At 45.2% G+C, this 20,799-nt stretch carries 26 protein-coding genes; 6 read left to right on the top strand and 20 right to left on the bottom strand.

Annotated features, from left to right (window positions below; genetic code table 11):
• The first annotated feature begins 29 nt into the window (after nt 1–29).
• Nucleotides 30–614, top strand: coding sequence for an SOS response-associated peptidase (locus ACI0FF_RS12890; RefSeq protein WP_419797219.1), 585 nt, complete (start codon nt 30–32; stop codon nt 612–614).
• Here ACI0FF_RS12890 and ACI0FF_RS12895 read toward each other — a convergent pair.
• Nucleotides 611–1,477: a universal stress protein gene (locus tag ACI0FF_RS12895; protein WP_419797220.1), complete on the bottom strand. Its 867-nt coding sequence runs from the start codon at nt 1,475–1,477 to the stop codon at nt 611–613. The genes ACI0FF_RS12890 and ACI0FF_RS12895 overlap by 4 nt on opposite strands.
• Before the next feature lie 39 nt (nt 1,478–1,516).
• Nucleotides 1,517–3,064: an AAA family ATPase gene (locus ACI0FF_RS12900; RefSeq protein ID WP_419797221.1), complete on the bottom strand. Its 1,548-nt coding sequence runs from the start codon at nt 3,062–3,064 to the stop codon at nt 1,517–1,519.
• A 42-nt stretch (nt 3,065–3,106) separates the two neighbouring features.
• On the opposite strand from ACI0FF_RS12900, the gene ACI0FF_RS12905 reads away from it, so the two are divergent.
• Both ACI0FF_RS12905 and ACI0FF_RS12910 read left to right on the top strand, forming a co-directional pair.
• Entirely contained in the window at nt 3,107–3,850 is a 744-nt protein-coding gene (locus ACI0FF_RS12905) for an SDR family NAD(P)-dependent oxidoreductase (protein ID WP_419797222.1), read from the top strand.
• A gap of 132 nt (nt 3,851–3,982) precedes the next feature.
• Nucleotides 3,983–4,774, top strand: coding sequence for a substrate-binding periplasmic protein (locus tag ACI0FF_RS12910; RefSeq protein ID WP_419797223.1), 792 nt, complete (start codon nt 3,983–3,985; stop codon nt 4,772–4,774).
• A 2-nt stretch (nt 4,775–4,776) separates the two neighbouring features.
• Here the strand turns inward: ACI0FF_RS12910 and ACI0FF_RS12915 are convergent, their stop codons facing one another.
• Nucleotides 4,777–5,346, bottom strand: a complete 570-nt coding sequence (locus ACI0FF_RS12915) for a hypothetical protein (protein WP_419797224.1) — start codon at nt 5,344–5,346, stop codon at nt 4,777–4,779.
• 163 nt (nt 5,347–5,509) lie between these two features.
• Nucleotides 5,510–6,724, bottom strand: coding sequence for a 5-aminolevulinate synthase (gene hemA, locus ACI0FF_RS12920; protein ID WP_419797225.1), 1,215 nt, complete (start codon nt 6,722–6,724; stop codon nt 5,510–5,512).
• Between the two features lie 259 nt (nt 6,725–6,983).
• Here hemA and ACI0FF_RS12925 point away from each other — a divergent pair, with 259 nt between their 5' ends.
• Nucleotides 6,984–7,814 carry a universal stress protein gene (locus ACI0FF_RS12925; protein ID WP_419797226.1) on the top strand — a complete coding sequence of 277 codons (831 nt, stop codon included), beginning with the start codon at nt 6,984–6,986 and terminating at the stop codon, nt 7,812–7,814.
• Between the two features lie 77 nt (nt 7,815–7,891).
• Here the strand turns inward: ACI0FF_RS12925 and ACI0FF_RS12930 are convergent, their stop codons facing one another.
• Both ACI0FF_RS12930 and ACI0FF_RS12935 read right to left on the bottom strand, forming a co-directional pair.
• Entirely contained in the window at nt 7,892–9,193 is a 1,302-nt protein-coding gene (locus ACI0FF_RS12930) for a methyl-accepting chemotaxis protein (protein ID WP_419797227.1), read from the bottom strand.
• On the bottom strand, nt 9,171–9,698 hold the full coding sequence (locus ACI0FF_RS12935; RefSeq protein WP_419797228.1) for a PAS domain-containing protein: 528 nt from the start codon (nt 9,696–9,698) through the stop codon (nt 9,171–9,173). The genes ACI0FF_RS12930 and ACI0FF_RS12935 overlap by 23 nt, the downstream gene beginning before the upstream one ends.
• A 534-nt stretch (nt 9,699–10,232) precedes the next feature.
• Between ACI0FF_RS12935 and ACI0FF_RS12940 the strand changes: the two genes are divergently transcribed.
• A complete protein-coding gene (locus ACI0FF_RS12940; protein WP_188662801.1) occupies nt 10,233–10,439 on the top strand; it encodes a dodecin in 207 nt (68 codons plus the stop codon).
• A gap of 77 nt (nt 10,440–10,516) precedes the next feature.
• Here the strand turns inward: ACI0FF_RS12940 and ACI0FF_RS12945 are convergent, their stop codons facing one another.
• From ACI0FF_RS12945 to ACI0FF_RS12955, 3 genes are read right to left on the bottom strand one after another with little or no spacing between them, the layout of a single operon-like run.
• Nucleotides 10,517–11,365: a MipA/OmpV family protein gene (locus ACI0FF_RS12945; RefSeq protein ID WP_419797229.1), complete on the bottom strand. Its 849-nt coding sequence runs from the start codon at nt 11,363–11,365 to the stop codon at nt 10,517–10,519.
• The gene (locus ACI0FF_RS12950; RefSeq protein ID WP_426857465.1) at nt 11,343–11,564 is read right to left on the bottom strand and encodes a helix-turn-helix domain-containing protein; all 222 of its coding nucleotides are present in this window, start codon (nt 11,562–11,564) and stop codon (nt 11,343–11,345) included. The genes ACI0FF_RS12945 and ACI0FF_RS12950 overlap by 23 nt, the downstream gene beginning before the upstream one ends.
• Nucleotides 11,565–11,592: 28 nt before the next feature.
• Nucleotides 11,593–12,132: a DUF2975 domain-containing protein gene (locus ACI0FF_RS12955; RefSeq protein ID WP_419797230.1), complete on the bottom strand. Its 540-nt coding sequence runs from the start codon at nt 12,130–12,132 to the stop codon at nt 11,593–11,595.
• Nucleotides 12,133–12,553: 421 nt separating this feature from the next.
• Between ACI0FF_RS12955 and ACI0FF_RS12960 the strand changes: the two genes are divergently transcribed.
• Nucleotides 12,554–13,495 carry a glutaminase gene (locus ACI0FF_RS12960; protein WP_419797231.1) on the top strand — a complete coding sequence of 314 codons (942 nt, stop codon included), beginning with the start codon at nt 12,554–12,556 and terminating at the stop codon, nt 13,493–13,495.
• A 98-nt stretch (nt 13,496–13,593) separates the two neighbouring features.
• On the opposite strand, the gene ACI0FF_RS12965 is transcribed toward ACI0FF_RS12960, so the two are convergent.
• The 11 genes from ACI0FF_RS12965 to ACI0FF_RS13015 all read right to left on the bottom strand — a co-directional run bounded on the left by ACI0FF_RS12965 (nt 13,594) and on the right by ACI0FF_RS13015 (nt 20,675).
• The gene (locus tag ACI0FF_RS12965; RefSeq protein WP_419797232.1) at nt 13,594–13,791 is read right to left on the bottom strand and encodes a hypothetical protein; all 198 of its coding nucleotides are present in this window, start codon (nt 13,789–13,791) and stop codon (nt 13,594–13,596) included.
• Nucleotides 13,792–13,821: 30 nt separating this feature from the next.
• Nucleotides 13,822–14,199 carry a helix-turn-helix domain-containing protein gene (locus ACI0FF_RS12970; RefSeq protein ID WP_419797233.1) on the bottom strand — a complete coding sequence of 126 codons (378 nt, stop codon included), beginning with the start codon at nt 14,197–14,199 and terminating at the stop codon, nt 13,822–13,824.
• Nucleotides 14,200–14,210: 11 nt separating this feature from the next.
• Nucleotides 14,211–14,513, bottom strand: a complete 303-nt coding sequence (locus ACI0FF_RS12975; protein WP_419797234.1) for a type II toxin-antitoxin system HigB family toxin — start codon at nt 14,511–14,513, stop codon at nt 14,211–14,213.
• A 153-nt stretch (nt 14,514–14,666) separates the two neighbouring features.
• The gene (locus tag ACI0FF_RS12980) at nt 14,667–15,251 is read right to left on the bottom strand and encodes a hypothetical protein (protein WP_419797235.1); all 585 of its coding nucleotides are present in this window, start codon (nt 15,249–15,251) and stop codon (nt 14,667–14,669) included.
• A gap of 666 nt (nt 15,252–15,917) precedes the next feature.
• Complete coding sequence (locus ACI0FF_RS12985) at nt 15,918–16,367, bottom strand: lysozyme (protein ID WP_419797236.1); 450 nt, start codon at nt 16,365–16,367, stop codon at nt 15,918–15,920.
• Nucleotides 16,367–16,813, bottom strand: a complete 447-nt coding sequence (locus tag ACI0FF_RS12990) for a hypothetical protein (RefSeq protein ID WP_419797237.1) — start codon at nt 16,811–16,813, stop codon at nt 16,367–16,369. The genes ACI0FF_RS12985 and ACI0FF_RS12990 overlap by 1 nt, the downstream gene beginning before the upstream one ends.
• Nucleotides 16,813–17,154, bottom strand: a complete 342-nt coding sequence (locus tag ACI0FF_RS12995) for a phage holin family protein (protein WP_419797238.1) — start codon at nt 17,152–17,154, stop codon at nt 16,813–16,815. The genes ACI0FF_RS12990 and ACI0FF_RS12995 overlap by 1 nt, the downstream gene beginning before the upstream one ends.
• A gap of 39 nt (nt 17,155–17,193) precedes the next feature.
• Nucleotides 17,194–17,694: a hypothetical protein gene (locus ACI0FF_RS13000; protein ID WP_419797239.1), complete on the bottom strand. Its 501-nt coding sequence runs from the start codon at nt 17,692–17,694 to the stop codon at nt 17,194–17,196.
• A 1-nt stretch (nt 17,695) separates the two neighbouring features.
• Nucleotides 17,696–18,142, bottom strand: a complete 447-nt coding sequence (locus ACI0FF_RS13005; RefSeq protein WP_419797240.1) for a hypothetical protein — start codon at nt 18,140–18,142, stop codon at nt 17,696–17,698.
• A gap of 11 nt (nt 18,143–18,153) precedes the next feature.
• A complete protein-coding gene (locus ACI0FF_RS13010; RefSeq protein ID WP_419797241.1) occupies nt 18,154–19,671 on the bottom strand; it encodes a hypothetical protein in 1,518 nt (505 codons plus the stop codon).
• A gap of 143 nt (nt 19,672–19,814) precedes the next feature.
• Entirely contained in the window at nt 19,815–20,675 is an 861-nt protein-coding gene (locus ACI0FF_RS13015) for a BRO family protein (protein ID WP_419797242.1), read from the bottom strand.
• Nucleotides 20,676–20,799 lie beyond the last annotated feature (124 nt).

Here is a 20,799-nt window from a genome sequence, read left to right on the forward strand (position 1 = left end):
ACTTACACAAACGGCTCAGGTAAATTTTTATGTGTTCCAATTTTGATAATCTTTATGACCGTTTTCTTCTTAAAAAGCATTTCCACCTGAGTCTTATTCCCAAAGAACAACGCAAACCTCAGGAAACACGCCCTAACGACAACGCCTTAATCATAGAAGAACCCGACAAAGCTTGTCTTTTGAAATGGGGGTTTCAAACTAATTGGTCAAAACAGCTGCTCATCAATGCCCGATCCGAAACCTTGTTGGAAAAAGCAACATTTGCACATGCCCGTGACAACAGGTGCTTAGTCCCCGTTCACGCTTGGACGGAATGGCGAAAAGACGGCATACAAAAACATAAAACTCGGATTTCCATCGACAGGTTAGAATGTTTTGCGCTTGGCGCCATAAGGCAAGAAGATCGTTTTTGCGTCTTGACCTGTCCGCCCCATTCACAGATCGCAGACATTCACAATCGCATGCCCGTCCTTATTGCGCCTGTCTCTTATCGCGATTGGCTGGACCGTTCCATCCCCACAGAAAAATTGCGCGGGCTTTTGCAAACACCGCGCAATATCACTTTTACCAGATTGGACGTCAAACCCGATACGGGGCAACTTCCCCTATTTTAATGGCCCATAACAACCGGGATATCCGCATTTTCAATCACATCACGAGTCGCCCCGCCCAAGATCAATTCGCGCATACGGCTGTGGGTATATCCGCCCATAACCATCAATTCCGCACCCAGTTTCTTGCTTTCCGATAACAGGGCCAAACCAACGGATTTCCCCGCCGGAGAGAAAAAGACAGACTGTGTTTCCACACCATGCCAACATAAATACTTCGCCAGATTCTCGCCAACAGGCCCATCTGTCGAAGACGTATCTGCCGTAATGACACGGACAGTCTTTGCCATTTTAATAAAAGGCAAGGCCGCCGCAACTGCACGCGCGCCTTCCATAGACCCGTTCCAACAAATCGTCACAACTTGCGGGAAAGCCGTCATAGAAGACGGCGGAAGCAACAACATCGGACGCCCGGTTTCAAACAACGCGGCATTCAGGGCCAGCGTCGTATAAACTTCATTATCCTGTTGCGGTTTAGGAACGAGAATCAAATCCGCAAGACGACCGTGGTGGGCGATGACTTCATCATCACGCCCTTGATCTTCCACCCAACTGACGCTCATATCAACACCAGCAACGGGAACGTCACTTTCCTGCACACCATGTTTCACCAGCATATCCTGATAAAGGGCGCGTGCTTTTTGGCGCTGTTCATTACTTTCTTTTTCTGCCATCGAAATCATATCTTCGATCATCGCACCTGACATACCTTCGCCCAGCAAAGGCACCGCTGCTTTAGGGTCAGGTTTAACATGCAACGCGTTTACATGGGCCTTAAATGTATCTGCTAAAACAAAGGCCGCCTGTAGCACACCGTTCGATGTGGCCGTCCCGTCAAGGGGGGCTAAGATGGACTTCATGCTCATGACAACCTCCTGTCTTTAAAAACTTACATAAGGATACGCTTAATTTGTACAATTTTCCAGACTTGCATCAAGTATGGATAAGGATTTTTCTAAAATGCTTTCAATACCTTGGCTTGCATCCAGCTTTGCCCATTTGACCTCGCCGATATCATATACCGCTTGCATACGCACCACAGTCGCATCGGCATCCGATACATCATTTCGACGATTTGTGACCCTTTGTTCCAAAACATCTAACGGCGCAGAAAGCCAAAAACCCAAGAAAGAAACATCCATCTTTACAGCAAGATTTTCCAGTTTATGACGCTCCCCCGGCTTGGCAAAAACACCATCAACAATCACGCTATAGCCGAACGTCAAGGCGTCTTCAATTTCCTGATAAAGCTGCTTGTAGGTCCGTTGTGTCGCCGCACGGCTATAGCCATCCTGTGATAATTTTTCCCACGGTTTTACACCCAGCACACGCTTGCGGATCATATCTGTGCGCGCAACAAACGCACCGGGGGCATGCCCAATGTGGGGGGCCAACCCTTTTGCAAGAACGGATTTCCCGCACCCTGACAACCCGCCAATGGCAATCAAGGTGGGAGATTGCGTTTTCAAATAATGTTGGGCTTCCTGCAAATAACAACGGGCTTCTTTTTCCAAGAATTCAGTCTCGTTTTTCGTTTTTTGATTTTTTGAAGCAACCGCACTGACATGAGCGCGGATCGTCGCCCGTGACGATAAAAACACCCCCAAAACCTTTAAACCTGAAATATCTCCACTCAGGGCTAAATATCTATTCAGCACCAGATTAGCAAAATCCGTGCGCCCGCGATGTATCAAGTCCATCAATAAAAAGGAGAGATCATACAAAATATCGATAACGGCATAATCTGGTTCAAATTCAATGGCGTCAAATAGGGTGACCGCATTTTTGAAAAAACAGATATTACGTAAGTGCAAATCACCATGACAATGACGCACAAACCCATTTTGCCTGCGCCCCTCCAATAACTCGCCACACATACCGAGAGCCTCAGAAACGCGCTGTTTCAGATCACGTATCGTGCCCGGATCAAACACATGAGCTGGACAAGTATCAAGAGCAAGATAGTGGCCATCAAACGCACGTTGCATACCTGACAGCCCGCCAAACGAATGATCATGTTTTGCATGTTCATAACACTCAAAAACACGATCCACCAAACAGAGTAAGGCATCCTCTTCCAGCTTGCCTTCTTCACACAAGCGATCAAACAGTTTGGATTGATCAAAACGGTGCATTTTCACCAGCCAATCGACCGCCTCGCCCGTACCTCCCAAAGAAAGATCATCTCCGACATTCACCGAAATCGTATCGATATAAAGGTTTGGAGAGAAAGCACGATTGATCTCCAATTCCAAATGACAAAAATGCTTTCGCCTTTCCAACGTACGAAAATCAACAAAAGGCAACTCAATAGCGCGCTTCAGTTTATAGGCATAGTCCCCCGCCAAAAAAACAATGGAAATATGCGTATCAAGGCGTTGCACCTTTTCATCCGCAGGCAATCCATAACTCTCGGGTCGGGAAAGAAAATCAATGACATCACGCTGTTGCATTTCTGATTGTCCTGACTGAAAAGTGCGGGTAATCTCCATCCTATGACAAATAGCGTACAAAAAACAGCCGTGATTACAGGTGCGAGCCAAGGTATTGGCCACGCCACAGCGAAATATTTTATGAACAAAGGGTGGCGGGTGATTACCTGTGCCCGAACGGAAATGCCGCCAGAATGTATGAGCGACCCCAATTATGTCTTTCATTTCCCCACGGACCTCGGGGATGAGAAAAGCCTCGCCAATTTTGTCAAAGAAGCCAATAAACTCCTCGGTGACGATCCCCTGCATGCGCTTGTCAATAACGCCGGAATGTCTCCAAAAACGCCTTATAAAGAAAGGTTGGGGTGCCTGAACGGGGATTTGGAGGCTTGGCGAAAAGTGTTTGACCTTAATTTTTATGCCCCTCTTAAACTATCGCGTGGTTTTGCTCCGGCATTGCATCGTGGTGGCGGGGCGATTGTCAATGTGACCTCAATCGCCGGACATTATATTCACCCCTTTGCCGGGTCAGCCTATTCCATTTCCAAAGCAGCCCTATCTGCGCTAACCCGTGAAATGGCAAACGAATTTGCAACAATTGGCGTACGCGTCAATGCGGTTGCCCCCGGTGAAATTCAAACCGATATGATCCAACCGGAATATGAAACGCTTATTCCCCGTATTCCCTTAAACCGTATGGGCTCCACCAGCGAGGTTGCCGCCTCGATTTACTATCTGTGCTCTGAAGATTCATCTTACGTCACCGGCACAGAAATGTGGCTGACCGGTGGGCAACATCTTTTTTAAACTGCTACAAAATACAACACTATAAAAGTAATACGTTTGGATTAAGTACATTCCTGAATTGCGTCCTTCCACATCTGCGCATATAGTTAAGAAATAGCTAAACCCTATATTAAGATTAAAAGGCAAATCACAATGCGTAACATGATATGCATTATAGCTTTATGTATATCACTCAGCTTGACCATAACGGCACAAGCTGAAGAAATTTCTCTTCGCATAAATTACGCTGATTCCTATCCCCCCCTTTCATATGGTCAAAATGAAAGTGTAAAAGGCGTTTTGCCTGCATTGATGGATGCCATCCTTGTACAAAGAATGGGCCATACCGTTATAAATAACGGTAAAGCGTGGAAACGTGCACAGGAAGAAGTCTGGAAGGGACATGCTGACTTGCTCATCACATCAGTGACCCCTGAACGTGCCCAGTATAGCTATCAATCAAGACAACCTGTTTTCACGCTCAGTTTCCGACCATTTACCAAAGTCAACTCGCCTGCAGCCAAGGCCTTACAGACCACCCTGGATATTTCTACCCTTTCGCAATTTAGATTTTGCGATGTTCATGGCAATCAGTGGGGAGAACGGTTTTATGCAAAACATAACATCAAATTTCATGTAACACGTTCATTTGAAGCATGCTTGCGTTTATTAACCATTGGGCGGGCAGATATTGTTATTCATTCCGACCATATTTTGTCTGAAGTCATCAAAAATAACGGCTGGCAAGACCAGATTAAACCCCATCCACAAGTCATGGCGGAAAGTCCGAAATTTTATCTGCTGTTATCAAAAAAATCCGAACATAATCGTGCCCTTCTTGCAGAATTTGACCTGACCGTTGAACGCATGCGACACGATGGCAGCTATCACCATCTGCTTCGAAAATTAAATATGGACTACGGGGTATCTGTCGCTAAAAATTAACCTTAGCTTTTGGGAAAAGCCTTTTCGTAAAGGTCATTACGCAAGCCTTCCAACCATTCCAGACGTGTTTCGACTAGGTCAAGATCATGGTCAAGCCAAGCCGTTAAGTGCCCGGTTTCACTACAATGGTTATCGCGCAAATCCCCAAGACGAGACAATTCTGCCTGCGCTGCATCACACAGACTGTCGACCTGATTACATTGTTCTTCCAACGGCAAAAGATGCAGGAAACGGAACTTAAGCGTAATAATCAGTTTATTCAGGTCGTTACTTTCTGCACGCACACGCGCAGTCAACAATTTTTGCAACTCTGCCCGGCCTTTGTCGGTTAGATCCATCGCAGCATCATCTTCCATGCCTTGACCGTCACTGGGGGCGATTAAGCCTTCAAATTTCAGCAATTCCAATGATGTTCCCATCAATTCCAATGACGGGCCGGTAACACGACTCATAAAATGGCGTGCAGCATGGGCAAGTACACTATAACGCATCGCCTCATTGCTTAGGGCCAATGTCCCCAAAGCACAAAGCCGCACGGCTTCTTTTGGCGTTAATGTGTTATCAGCGTACATAATTTATCGATCCTGTTCTTCCCGATCAAAACCATACCACAAAACCTGTGGCAATGCAGTTGAGATATGCCTGATTTGCGAACGATTTGCAAGAAACAAAAAAGGACGATACCCCCTCAGATACCGCCCTTTAAGTTTGCAGGTTAAACATTTATGTCAATGTTTAAGCCGCAGCCTTTTTCAAGGAAAGAGATTGCCATACGTCAACCAGACAGGAAACCAGATCGTCCATCATTTCTTCCGTATGGAAAGGTGACGGCGTAAAACGTAAACGTTCCGTTCCCTTTGGAACTGTTGGGAAGTTAATCGGCTGGACATAATGGTTGAATTTTTCCATCAACATATCGCTGGCGCGTTTGCATAAAACGGGATCGCCCACCATAACGGGAACAATATGGCTAGGATTTTCAATATGCGGAATACCGGCAGCATCCAGTTTATCACGCAACAAACGGGCATTTGCCTGATGCTTGACGCGAATTTCATTATGTTGGGATACATACTGGATCGAAGCCCGACACCCTGCGGCCACTGCCGGCGGCAAAGACGTGGAGAAAATAAAGCCTTGCCCAAAGGAGCGAACAAAATCGCACATGGCTTTTGAACCCGCGATATAGCCACCAACAACACCAAAACCTTTTGCCATTGTGCCTTGGATAATCGTCAAACGATCCATCAGGCCTTCACGCTCGGCAACACCGGCACCATGCTCCCCATAAAGGCCAACGGCGTGAACTTCGTCGATATAGGTCATAGCATTATATTTATCTGCCAGATCACAAATTTCCTTGATCGGAGCAATATCCCCATCCATCGAATAAACAGATTCAAAGGCGATCATTTTCGGTCGATCATGGGGCTGTTCTTTCAGGATGCGTTCCAGGTCTTCCAAGTCATTATGTTTGAAAACCGTTTTTTCACTGCGGCCCAGACGAATGCCTTCAATCATAGAATTGTGGTTTAATTCATCAGAAATAATCAACATTCCCGGCATTTTTGACCCCAATGTCGACAAGGTCGTAAAATTGGCAACGTAGCCAGAGGTAAAGACCAGCGCGGCTTCTGTTTTATGCAGGTTCGCCAGTTCTTCTTCCAACAAAACGTGATAGTGGTTGGTCCCGGAAATATTGCGCGTTCCACCCGCGCCGGCACCGCATTTGTCCAACGCTTCATGCATGGCAGCCAAAACTTCCGCATTCTGCCCCATACAGAGATAATCGTTGGAACACCAGACTGTGACATCAGCAACTTTATCTTCGCGGTAATTCTTTGCATGTGGGAAATCGCCAGCTTTGCGTTCCAGATCAGCAAAGACGCGATAGTTGCCTTCGTTTTGCAGGTCGGCAATACGTTCAGCAAAAAAGTTTTCGTAATTCATTTTTCTTCTCCACCCGGGGGGATAGCACCCGGCACCCCTTATATCTGCTGTAATGTCCTAACCAATGATTGTGACCTCAATGTGTCCATCTTTTGTTTTTTTCATGCTCATTTTCAAATTCCACAATAAAGTCTTGATGTAAATCATAGCATTTGTACAATTGGGGACTATAAAGGTATTACCAATAAAAAATTGCGTCCTACCCTTAAAAAAAGGTTCGCACGCTTCTCTGTTAAAACAATAAATAAGGACGACACTCATGTCCCTCAAAGATATCCTCGTGCATGTCGATCATTCTCCCAGCTGCAAAGAACGTATTAAGGCTGCACTCAAACTTGCACAGCTTCACAATGCCCATTTGACCGCACTTTACGTTATGACGAAGCCGATGATCCCCGGCTTTATCGAAGCACAACTGAGCAAAGAGGTTATCAAAGCGCAGGTTGCCGCTTCTGAAAATGCAGCCAGAGAAATTGAAACCATGTTTGCCTCCATAACAGAAGGCAATAACGTTCCAACCGAATGGCGTTGTGTGGAAGGCGATATGGTTGAACAGGTTATGTTGCATGCCCGTTACGCCGACCTCACCGTTTTGGGCCAAAAAGATTCAAAAGCAATCGAAGACCCCGGCGCCAGTGAAATACCTGATCAAATTCTGTTGCGGTCCGGTCGTCCGGTTTTGATCATCCCGCATTCTGGTTCTTTTGAAACAATTGGCAAACATATTATGGTTGCCTGGGATGGCAGCCGTTTGGCCACACGCGCCGTCAACGATGCCATTAGTTTAATGGAAAAAGCGGATAAGGTCGATGTCTTGGCAGTTGATCCGAAAAATTCGCATCACGGTGATATTCCGGGTGCTGATATTTCCCTGCATCTTGCCCGTCATGACATCAATGCAGAAGCAGAACATCTGGTTTCCAGCAACTTGTCTGCTGGTGATGCGTTGCTTTCCTATGCCGCCGACAGCGGGATCGACCTGATCGTCATGGGTGGTTATGGCCACCGCAGATGGCGTGAAGTTGTTCTCGGCGGGGTGACACGCCATATGTTGAAACATATGACCGTACCGGTCTTTATGACCCACTAAGTCTGTATTTCCGAAAAGAAAAATCCCCTGCCGATCCTATCGCGCAGGGGATTTTTCTTTAGTCTTCTTTATCCGGCTTAGTTCGTCGCAACGACCCGATCCACAAAACCGCCGACATCATCGGAAAGGGCTTGCGACTGTTGCGCCAGTTCACTGGCAGCTGCCCGAATTTGCGTCACAGCAGAATTAGACTCTGATGCACCGTCTGCCACTTCGCCAATGGTTGCCGCTACGGTACTCACCTCAGAAACAGCATATTGCGAATTGGCACTGATTTCTTTCACCACTGCGCTTTGCTGTTCTACAGTCGCTGCGATATCCCCGGCTGTTGCATCAATATCTTCAATAGACTGGCTAATCGCCTGAATCGCTTCAACAGCAGAGTTCGTAGCCTTTTTCATAGCCTGAACCTGACCGGTAATTTCCTGCGTTGCACGAGACGTTTGATTTGAAAGGTTTTTAACCTCACCGGCAACAACGGCAAAGCCTTTACCGGCCTCCCCTGCCCTTGCCGCCTCAATCGTTGCGTTCAAGGCGAGCATATTGGTCTGTTCAGCAATATCGTTGATCAGGCTCACCACCTCGTTAATGCGGCCTGTGGCTTCATGCAACGTTTCAATAACATCACTGGCTTGCGCTGCGGATTGTACGGCGGCCGATGCCATTTGCGCAGAGCGGGTAACCTGTGCATGTATCTCATGAATGGAAGCGTTAAATTCTTCCGTGGCTGCGGCCACACTTTCTACATTACCAAAGGCACTATTGGCCGCAGAGCGCACTGTCTCAGACAAGGCACTGGTTTGTTCAGCCAAATGGGCAAGTGATTGCGAGGATGCATCCAGTTCCTGCGCCGCTGACGACACGCCACTGACGACCCCCTTGATGTTGGATCCGATCGTGCTGGCTCCCTCAACAAAATCGCGCGTTTTCTGACCCATCGCATTCAAACCATTGTTCACAACATTGGCATGGGTAATGAAATCACCATTCATGCCGCGTAAAATGATTTTTCGAAAATAGCGACCTTTCGCGGCATATTCCAACGCAGCTCCTGCCTCTTTCGAAAAAGCTTCGGTTTGATCCAGCAAATGATTGATGTCGTGCATCAATTTATGAATATTGCCATTTCCCTCAATATTCAAGATACGCGCATCCATTCGCCCGCTCGCGCCTTCACGGGCGACATGACGTATTCTTTCCACCAAATTATTCGCCTGAACCGTCCGATATAAAGACAAAGATTGAAAGAGAGCAATTCCCAATCCAACAAAGCCCACAGAAACACCCTGTGTTACAAACAGATAAACCGTCGCAATCAAGGTAATCGTTAACGCGATCAGCGAATATCTTTCCGCCTTAGAGCGAGAGAATAAATTCATCGTATTCCATTCCTGCATCTGCAAGTTTTTTAAGAAGTAATTGATAAGCAGCATTCATGCCGTCTTTTTTATTGGGATGACGTTGTTCTTCGCGCAGCAATTCTGCATAGAGCGGTTTGATTTTTTCCAAGGCATCGCGCTCAGGCACGCGCCGACTGGAATGATATCCCTTAAGCGTTTTTCCATCTTCTTCAAACGTTGGTGTCACATGGGCGAGAACCCAGTAATGATCACCGTGTTTGGTTCGATTCATCACATAGGCAAAAAGCTCTTTACCTTGTGAAATTGTATCCCATAAAAGCTTAAATACGCATCGTGGCATATCCGGATGACGGATCACACTATGGGGTTGCCCCAACATTTCTTTCTCAGTGTAATCAGCAACCGTTAGAAACGTCTGGTTGGTATATACAATTCGACCTTTCATATCCGTTTTGCTCACGATAATTTCGTCCTCCTTAAAGGTGCGTTCAACACCTGTTAAAGCTTCGGATAGACCGCCCATCAGATACTCCGTTCAAGACCTGTAAAAAAATAATATACATACAGGGTAGGTTATATTCTTTAACAACCCATTACTCCAGTTATTTATTGTGAATTACACTAGCTCTAACAAATTAAAAATAATTCATAAGTTTCAATGCTTTCTGAAATACAACGAACAGATGTCCGACCAGTTTTTCCTAAAATTATATGTAAATTAAGAATTATTATAAAGACTATTATATGCAATTGTTTTTGTGCTTATTAATGTTTAAATAACTTTTATATGCATTTTTTATTATGTATCTTTAAGAGCTTGAACTGATATACGCCGCACGTAAATCGATTAAAAAAATTCATAAATCGAATTCTTATTTTTTCCAAAAATTGGCTAATTCTATAGCCACTTAAATAAAAAAAGAAAATCAAATCAACCTTAAGTTACGATTTATTGCGAATCATACGCATCAAAAAAATATTTTCTCTGTAAAAGGTCATTTTAAAACTTATATGATGTAGATGAGCCACTTCACAATTTAGAAACAGGGAATGTAAAATGAGCGATCATGTTTATAAAAAAGTCGAAATTGTCGGTTCCTCAAAAGACAGCATTGAAGATGCCATCGACACAGCACTTGCCAAAGCCTCAAAGAGCATAAAAAATATGGATTGGTTCGAGGTAAAAGAAACCCGTGGGCATATTACCGACGGTAAAGTTGGCCATTATCAGGTTGTCCTCAAGGTCGGTTTCAGACTTGAATAGTCATCACCTCTCAAATAAAGAAAAGACCCTGGCAACAATGACAACAGGGTCTTTTGCTTTCTTAAATATAAGCAAACTTAAAAGCTGTAACTAATTCCCATGAAACCGGAAAACTGATTTTCATCCCCTTTGGTCTTAACCAAAACGCTATCGGCTGCATCACCCGTCAGTTTTGTATAATTGGCAGATACGCCAAACCCGATATTTTCCGTAATGCCCCAGTTCAAGCCTATCCCTAAGCCAACAGACTTCAACCCACCTTCTGCATCATAGCGGGAATAACCAGAACGCGTTGCTTGTTGCTGATTTATACCAAAATAGGTTTGCATGTAATCATCATCGGCAAAAGCTGCCATAGCCTGCGTCGACAATGAAACCGTCTCTGAAAGACCAAAAGTATAGCCAAGGGCGAGATCTAGCGTCGTCGCATTTGTTTCGTCACTGACATCCTGAGACACGACGGCCCCCGCATTCCAGCCTATGCCGTCTTGTGCAAAAGTAAATTCAACTTTGCCAAGGACGTGACCATCAACATCGCCTAGCCCGCGCAAGGCCTTATTGTCACCTTCATCACGCCCCCCCTCATAAGCGATACCGGCATTCACCCGGTACATCCCTTCCGGGCGGTATAAGCGGACCAAACCGACATCAAGCCCGCCCCAAAGACTCAGTTCTGCACTGAGAAGGCCTGCCTGTATCGCCATTTCGCTTTTGGGTTCAATTTCCTCCATCTCCCAGCCGACACTTGCAATAGGAACAACTTGTAATTCACCATCACTAGAACCTTCATATTCTGCTGAATAGGCAGCACCAAGGCCAACCGTTGCTGAATATTCCCCTGCGGCGGCCATATTTACTGTGCTTGAGAAAAGCAAAAGCAGGGTCGCCGGAAGAAAAATAGACTTATCCGTCTTTTTCATCATCATTTACAAATTCCAATATATCGCCCGGCTGGCAATCTAAAGCTTGGCAAATTGCCTCCAATGTACTGAACCTGATCGCTTTCGCTTTTCCTGTTTTTAAAACAGACAGGTTTGCATTGGTCACCCCTACAATTTCAGACAATTCACCCAGCTTCATTTTCCGTTTTGCCAACATGACATCCAGATTTACAACAATCCCCAATTGAATGTTCCTTGCCCAAGCCCATTTTTTAAATGGTCAATTCCAATTCTTCTTTTTGTTCCAGCGATATTTCCATAATTCGCGTGATCAAAAAGCACAGCACCCCAAATGCCAAAAGCGATATTTCCAGCGTATCCAAGATCAACATAATCCCGACGTCGGGGAATTCATCATAGATACCGCGCAGCCAAAAATAGATTAAAAAGGCTGGTGTTCCAAGCGTTTCAATACCAGAAAGAGCGATTAAGCTTAGAGAAAACCGTTTGAAACAGGTTATCGTCGCATGTGCAAAAATCACCCCTTGATCAAAAAGTCCGCACATCTTGATCAACTGTAATAAGCCCCAAAGCAAAACAAAGGTTGGAATAAAAACAATTAGGCCAATAAACACCTGATCCACATTTTCAAATGCAGAAATACTGCGTTTCCACGTCTCACCATTAAATTCAAGATAAACATCCTGATCAGTCAAAAACAGGCTTACACCTTCAACAATCTGTAAGATCATGACGGTCACAATCAGCCACCTCAAAATCAGGACCAGCCTTGTCAATTTTACTTCATTCATAACACGCAAACCACCTATGCCCTTAATCCGGCTACAACTGCCAGATCCAATCCATCAATTTCATTTTAAAATAATACGTGTAAGCCCCCTGTAGCACCAAAAGAAGGGCAGCAAAAAACGCAACATGAAAAATTGATTTTCGAACCGACATCCTCTTTCCTCCAATAGAGACCAATGTAAGAATAGGTATCAGTATGTTTTTTGATCGTCAATAACTTTTTATCGTTTTTCGATATATTTTTATTGATTAAAGTTTTGTTACAGTCAAATGCTGCATCAAAGGATAATGTCTCCTCTCTTGCTCATAAATATCCAAAAACAAAATAGGTAGTACCAATCACTCAAATATGGTGGACATCCCCATTTGAACATGCCATGCCTTTTTCTTCATATTCAGGATAGGGGATAGGCAACACGCGCTATGTTCGATACAGACAAATGCCCACAGGATTTACAGCTTTTTTTGGATGAGTTGACTTCACGCCTGCAAAAAATGCACAAAGGTTCGGTTGCCAACTATATCCCCGAACTGGCCCGCGTCGACCCCAATCAATTTGCGCTCAGTATTTGTTTTAATGACGGGCGCCAGATCAGCACGGGGAATTACGCCACCAAATTTTCCATTCAAAGTATATCCAAGGTGTTTACCCTTGCCATTGCCTTGGGGCGATTGGGCGATAAACTTTGGCAGCGTGTGCGCAAAGAACCATCGGGTAATCCGTTCAATTCCATCATTCAACTGGAAACAGAACAGGGCATCCCCCGCAATCCCTTCATTAATGCCGGGGCCATTGTCACCACTGACAGCATCCTGAGCGGCAGCACCCCCAAAGAAGCCTTGGCGGAAATCCTGATGTTTGTACGCGCGGCGGCCTCAGATGACGATATTTACATTAACGAGGCTGTGGCAAAATCCGAAAACCAGACCGGACACCGCAATTACTCCCTCGCCCATTTCATGAAGTCTATGGGGAATATTGAAAATGATTGTGATTGCACATTGGGCACTTACTTTCATCAATGCGCCATTGAAATGAACTGTGAACAATTGGCCCGCGCCGGGCGTTTTCTCAGTGGCGGTACTGATAAACATCACATGATCGACAAACAAAGGGTGCGTTCCATCAATTCCTTAATGATGACCTGCGGCCATTACGATGGCTCGGGCGAATTCGCCTATCGTGTCGGCATTCCCGGTAAAAGCGGTGTCGGCGGCGGCATTCTCGCCATCGTCCCCAATCAGGCCTCTATCGCCGTCTGGTCCCCGGGCCTTGATTCATGCGGAAACTCCCTGCTCGGCACCCAAGCCCTGGAAGACCTCTCCACCCACTACAACTGGTCAGTTTTCGGCGGCCCAGCCTGAATGTTTTTTTGCTAAGCTGCTATGGCTGAATATAAAAAACACATTTTAAAACACTATATACTCAAGCCTTCTCTTATTGTCATAGGCTTACTTAGAGCCTATTTCTCTTCCTCTGGTTGGTCATATTCCCAATCTGTGGGGAAACCATGAGGGCCGTAGCTTGTTGCACCAAATTTAAAGAGCTTCTTTTCTTCTTCGATGCGTTTCATAAATTCGTCACGTTGTTCCTTATCCATTAGTGCAAAGGAAATTATGGTTTTGAATTTCCAAACTGCCTTCATCATCAGCCATTTCATGTCCTTTCCTATTCACGGCTTACTTAGAAATTAAACGGCTATTGGCAATGGAGGCTCAATGAGCATATCAGCACTAATTCCCCATGCCGCCCGAATAGCCTTGACTTGGGATATGGAAAGATCACGTTTTCCAGCAAGAAATTCTGACGCACGCGCTTTACTACCCATAACAACTGCTAAATCTTTCTGCTCAAGACCGTTCAAGTCCATATACCCCTCAACCGCTTCAATAGGGGTCAAAGGCTCAACAGGACATTGTTCTTCCTCATAATGAGAAATCAACATACTCAAAACACATAAAGTATCATGCTCCTGTGTACCTTCTTCACTGCCCCACAAAGTCTCAAGCATATTCATAGCTTGATCATATTGTGCTTCGCTGTGGATCGGTGCCAACTGATAAGACATAGTAAGTCCTCCTAAAAATGATGAACTGTTAATGCGTCGATCTTGTCATACTCTGCATGAGTACCAATGAACTTGACCCAACAGGTTTGTGACGAGAAATCAAAAGCGGCGATTAAACGAAAGTCGCCACCAGCCACTTCAAAGCGCACACGTTCACTGTTCAATACCTTGCATTTTGAAAAAGCTTGCTGAACATCATTCATAGATTGCCATTGAGCTTTACGAACAACAGCGTGCCAGAACTTCAAAGAAGTTTGGGTTTGATAATGCTTTTCCCAATATTCTTTTAAGCTTCTGTATTTGATAACGTTCATTCAGCTTTCCCCTTTATCTGCCTCTCATTATAGCAGTTTCCAAAACGGGAACAATAGTAAAGTTTCCAAAAATGGAACTTTTTCATTCTAACCAGTTCACGGCTTACTTAGAGCTTGATATTAAAGCGTATTTTTGCCGATCTATTCGTTGAATTAAAAACCACTACCTTTGGCCTTGCCCTTCTGCATTTGATTTACCTCTGGACCATAATACCAAACTGTATGAACGTTTGTGTCCATTTCCCAAATTTGAATAACATTGCCATTCGCATATGTCTGAGCAAAATACTTATTAATCGGACGCTTGGCGTTCGTACCGGGATTATAATTTTTCATTTCATAGCAAAAACCCTTTAATTCATTAAATAGACAAGGTTTACCTTCTTTATAAGGAACGTTTGAAGGTAAATATTTTTCTGCCAAGATATTATTTACATTTTTAAATTGTCCCCAATTTCCTTCTTTAGCTATCCACAGCACCTTTTGAATACCATATCCCTTATATTCACTTGCAGAGATAGATTTTGTACCGTCAGGCCAAGCAAAAGAGAAAGCGGGCTTATTGAGTTCATATGTTTTTATTTTCAAATATGATTTGTATTCTCCCTTAATTTTATTTTTTTCAAAAAGCTTAACTCCGGCATCCCCCCATTTAAATCCAAAAGGCGCTTCATATGCTGACGCAACATTGATCGAAACAATGGACAAAATCATGGCCAACTTAATTTTTTTATTCATATCTATTCACATCCTAATCCATTAATTCAGAATACTTTAATTACTATTGTCGCCTAAATAGTTCACGGCTTACCTAAAGTTTATACATCATACAATAATACAAACATTCAAAAATAGAAAAAATATAAATTATAACAATCTTTAATTAAAAACGTAGTTTTCAGTTTAAATTTAAAGAATTTTAGACTAAATACAGGCGAACGATATGGGACCATCCGTCCTTTTTATAACCTCACGTATCTTTTAAGCCTTTATTTTCTGCCATTGTTGAAAGCCTGCACCGTGTCTGAACAAATGCCAAAGTCTAGTAATACTCCCAAAAAATCGGGAAAGGTAGACCGCCGCCTCTCAGTCGCGCCCATGATGGATAGGCAACACATTATTTAAAATCAATATCTTATAATGTGCATGGTACGATATTGGTACGGTACTGTTTTTTACTTCCATAATATTACGATTACTTGAAAACACAAAAAACGCCCCACCGAAGCAGGGCGTTTCTTAATCTGGTGACTAACGAATATGGGTATAAACGTTAGTTAAGGGGTAATAGGTAACGATCATGTGAGTTCGATGAAATGGAGGTAAGGCATCCATCCCCCACCATCGGAGCCAACAGGCAAATTGAGCAGTCAAGAATCCTTGCAGCATGTGAGCCTCCTAAATTTACACTTCGGTTGTGAATAAATCTTTTTCAGCCTTTCGACGACGAACGAGGCCAGACAGAATGCGCCCCCCGCCTCTACGCCACTTCCAGAACTCATTTGCAGCTCCGGCATAATCACCGCGATTTAATTTTTGCCGCATGGTCGAAGCGGCAAAGTTACCGGACCCGACATTATAGACAAATGAGGCAAGAGCCGAAAATTCGTTGATCGTTACACCCACACGCACAAGGCGGGCGATTTGCCGTTCTGTTTGATTTACTTCATGCACAAGTAATTCCGTCGCCTCTTTTTCAGAAACGGACGGGGTATCCGGTTTGACTGGCTTTCCATTCATCATGCGGGTTGATCCATATCCAATCGTCCATACATGAGCAGGGCAAAGATAAGGATTAGCGCGATACCCTTCAAACCGTTGAATGATAGACAGTCCTTCTATGTTCGTGTGCATCAGGTTTGTTCCCGGCGTCCAAACGTCCGATGTCCAAACCAGAATGAGACAACCGCAGCAAAAATCGCCTGCATCTCATTATTCCACACAAGCAAATATTGCTCTTTGGTCATCCACCCGGCATTCACCGCCAGTGTTAAAACAAAGAACTCAATGAAGAATAAATAACTCAAGATCGGGCGGACACTTGCCGCCAAGTTTATCACCCATTGCGAAGCCCCTTTGCGCGACTTGGTATCGTGAATGAGGAGGGCTTCACTTTCCCGAATATCCGCTTCAACATTCATGGCCTGTAAGCGCACCCCTTCCAATGCAACTTGCGCATCGGTCTGCGCTACGATCATTTTTAATTCGTGCGCCTTATCGGCCTTGTCTTGGAAATATTCCATGATCTTGGGCAGGAACGACGTGCCGAAGCCCAACAATGATCCCAATAAAGATAGCATTAGATTTTCTCCTTGTTCGTATCACCACGGTAAATGATCCATAGCCGCAAAAGGTGCTTAAGGCCACGCGGGCCAAGGTAGCTTAATGTTGCGACAAGTCCGATTTCCGCCCACTCATTTAATGCAAACCATTCTGCCGCACCCTTACCAACAAACGCCATTCCCAAACAGGTCGGGAATTCCCAAAAAAGCTCTTTGGACCAAAAGCGCCGATTGCCGCGTTGCACCTCTTCGGTGTGCCACATGAGACGGCCGGAAAATGCGCCTATGACGGCCATCAATAGCCCCCAAAATTCAGCAGCATGTTTATCCGGCATTCCTAAAATTCCTTTCATATTCATCTTTCCAGCCTCCATGTCAGGCCGATCTCGTTAGTTTCCCTAAGCCCAAGCGCGCACGATTAAGCGCCAGTTTGCTGGCGTCAGTTCGACGTTAGCGTTGGTTGTTTTTGATAAAATGTAAAAGACCCCCGTTCGGGCACCCAATTCTATAGTTATGTCTGTTGCATTCGGCACCGCAGATAAACCGGCATTGATGGAACCACTAATATCGCTGTTCGAGGGGTTGATTGGCGTTTTATCGTCGACCGAATAGCCGTGTTCCGCTATTTTGCACACAAGCCAGAATTCGACCAATTTGGGCGTTACCCCCAAGCCATGCGCAACGACATGCGCAGCAGACGGGCTAATTGCTAACTCTCCGCTTTCAAAATATTTCGTAAGCACAGGCGTCACCGATGGATCAAGTGCATCCGCCCCTACGGCGTTTATTGCCAGCTTGGCTGAGGTGATACTGTCCGCCGCAATATGTGCAGAGGTCAACTCAGGGATTTGCGCAGCCGTCAACCCCCGCGCCATTTCCGCAAGATTACGCCCACTCATGTTAAGCGTCCTCCGCGTCGGCCCACTCCGGCAGGGTCTTGATTGCGTTGTACAAGTCAGCGCGGGTGACTTCCTGAATGCCGGTGATATCAAGTTCCGGTGTTGAGGTAGGTCCCGTAAATGGCGCGACGCTTTCCAGTTCTTTTTGCTTGTTTTTTAACTCCATCCCTTTCGTTAAAAAATCAAACTGCGCCTGTTGCTCGGCTGCTTCATCTTTGGCGGCATGCGCATCCAGTATGGCTTGATGTAGGGCTGCATGATCCTTTTGTAGAACTTCCATATCTGCAAGAGCAAGCTTGTGCGCCTGCCGTGTTGCCACGTCTTTATAGGATTGTATCATACATACCGCGATACCGTCATAATTGATGGATGCACCAACAATGTGGTGGTAGGCGTTTTCTACTGGCGGTAAAGATGGGTGTGTTTTAACGGAAAGAGTAAGGGCCATAATATAATTCCTTAAGCGTTTGCAAGAACTGTGATGGTGCCGGATGAACCACGCCAAACGAGCGCCCCGGATGACGAATAAAGGGTGCCGCCACCTGTATTGTTTGATGCAGGTACAGAGGTTGTGTTGTTGACATCAAAGTTACCGGCTGCAGAAATTTTGGCTTTAGTCTGGCTGTTTGTGCCCAGATAAAGATTGCCTGCTTCTGCGTTCCACAGCCAAAAATCAACCCCGTCGTGCTGGATTAATCCGCCGTTGCCAGTGCCGGATCCTGTAGCGGTATTTGTCAGCATAATGTTTGCATTCGATGCGCCACCATTGATCTCGACGTTTGCCCCTGTTGACCACCGAGCTGGTGAGGTTGTACCGATACCCAGCGTGCCATCTGAGTCGAGGGCCATACGGGACTGGTACGAACCTGTTTTGCTCGTCCCAAAGATCAGCTTCGTACTTCCGCCAGTACTGTTCGCACCGATTTCACCCACACCAGTCCCGCCGTTATAGGTCAAAGCGAGACGGTTTGTTGCGTGTCCAGAAGTACCAAAGATATTAACGCCACCCGTCAAAACGATATCTTCGAGCGTTTTGTTAAGAAGGGTTTGCGTGTTTAAAGTTCCGACGAATGCACCGACAACACCGTGTACGCCGGATGTTTTCGTTTCATGGTCCGTAACATCAAAAGACCCAAAAGCGCGAATTGTAACCACATCCCCGGCAGACAAGGCCGCAAGGTCAGTAATGCTGGTCCCGTTTGTTGCAGTGAAATCTGTACCGTCCTCCAGAATTGCTCCGTTCATCTCCACGATGATCACACCCGGCACATAGGCCAAGGTGTTCGCGTTATCATCCGGCCCACTTAGTGAGGTTTCGCCGCCTGTTGCGGTGTATTTAAAAACGGAATATGTATTCTGTGCCGCTGTTTGGGCCTCGTCACGATATGTTTGCGCAAGATCACGGGCCGCTTCTGAGCCTGCTTTAGCTGCTTCCGATCCAGTTTGCGCAGTCTCGGCATTTGTCTGAGCCGTCTCTGCTGCTGTCTGAGCGGTTTGCGCCCCTACCATGTGTGCATTCGCATCCGCAACGGCCTGAATAATATTATTAAGCAAGTTATCCGGCAAATCAGTTGTAGAAATACCAACCTTAACCGCACGAGAAAGCTCTTCTCTCAGATATAAAACCTGCATGACAATTTGGTCAAACACAGCCTCGTGGTTAGGCCCGATATATCCGCCATGTAAAGGGAATGATGCGCCTTGTGTCCACGGTGGATTGCGCCGGAATGTCAGGGTCTCATTTGCTGGCAGAGGGCTTCCTGATAATGGGTATGTAACCGTTCCGCCTGCTGAGTTGCCAACGCCATCGACGCTGTAATGCGTCCCTTCTGTGAGAACCGTTTCAATACCATCAGCATCGGCGTGAATAACTTCAAGGTGCGATGATGCGATAATCAGAAATTCATAGCCAAAGCTTGTGTTGGCTCCGTCGCCGGATAACGGGCCTGTTTTCGTTGTCTCAGAAGAAAAGGACATAACTCACCTCAGTTGTGATTTTAACAACTTATATCATATAAAGATGCCCATCGAAAGAGTGAGGTTTCAATGGGCTGGTGAGTTTTAGGTATAGGGTGCTTTTTCTATCTAAAATTTCCTTATGAAGATTAGACTTGAGGAATTTACTCGATCTGCTTTAACTTATCTTCCTTAAGGAACTCCTTTTGAGTCTTCTTTAGATCTGACTTCACAGTTTTGATATCATGGGAAGGCGGGAGATCCTCTGGAGCAGTGCCACTGAGGTCCAACATCGCCTTACGAACCTTTTTGCCAACGACATAAGCTGCATTTTCCAGAGGCTTCTGACCTTGTACGTTTTCATTTCTGATTTTTGCTTCGGTTTGGGTGATGCGAAACAAATTAGCTGCAAGCTCTTCCTTGCCCATAAAGTCTAAAGGTGTCTTCTTATCTGGAATCCCCTTTCGGGCCTTCAGACTCTTTAGCGGCATATTGTATAATCCTAAATACCCTTTATTTCTAAAGAAGCCATAATTTTCGATTCCCGCTTGATTTGCGACTGAGGATAGCCCTTTTTCATGCTCTGTTATCTCGTCACGAATTAAAATGCGTTCAACCGCCTCAGCTTCTTGTACATGCCTTTGATACGCCTCTGCCATCGTTGCGAAATAAACCTGCGCTTGGGCCACGCGAGGTTTTTTCGAATCTCCGTTCATCGCAATTAGGTAGCATGCAAACTTTGAGACTTTCCAATCATCAACGATCTTACCGTCAATCGTCCTCGATTCTTTAACAAAATTCTCAGGAATATCTATCCCCAAAGACGCGCAGGTAGACATCGCCTTTTGGATTGCTTTATTAAAAGTAGACCACTGAACATAGCCTAGCATTTTCATAAAATCACGAGCAAACCAGTACCTGAAACCGTTCTGCCTAGCTAAATCGTCGAATGATACGCAATCATCATCAAAATGAAATAATTCCGTATGAGCGTATTCCATTTCCGTTATTCCATCATCTGACATAGCTGCGCCCTCTTAATTTAACTCAAACCCTAAAGAAGGTAGCACATACACGAATATCGTGCATGTTGAAAGTGCAAACCGTACCTCCTCCTAATTTGACTCCCCTCCGGTTGCATGCCATGAT

Origin of the sequence: Terasakiella sp. 4MB5A (assembly GCF_050058155.1) — a bacterium.
GTDB lineage: Bacteria > Pseudomonadota > Alphaproteobacteria > Rhodospirillales > Terasakiellaceae > Terasakiella > Terasakiella halodenitrificans.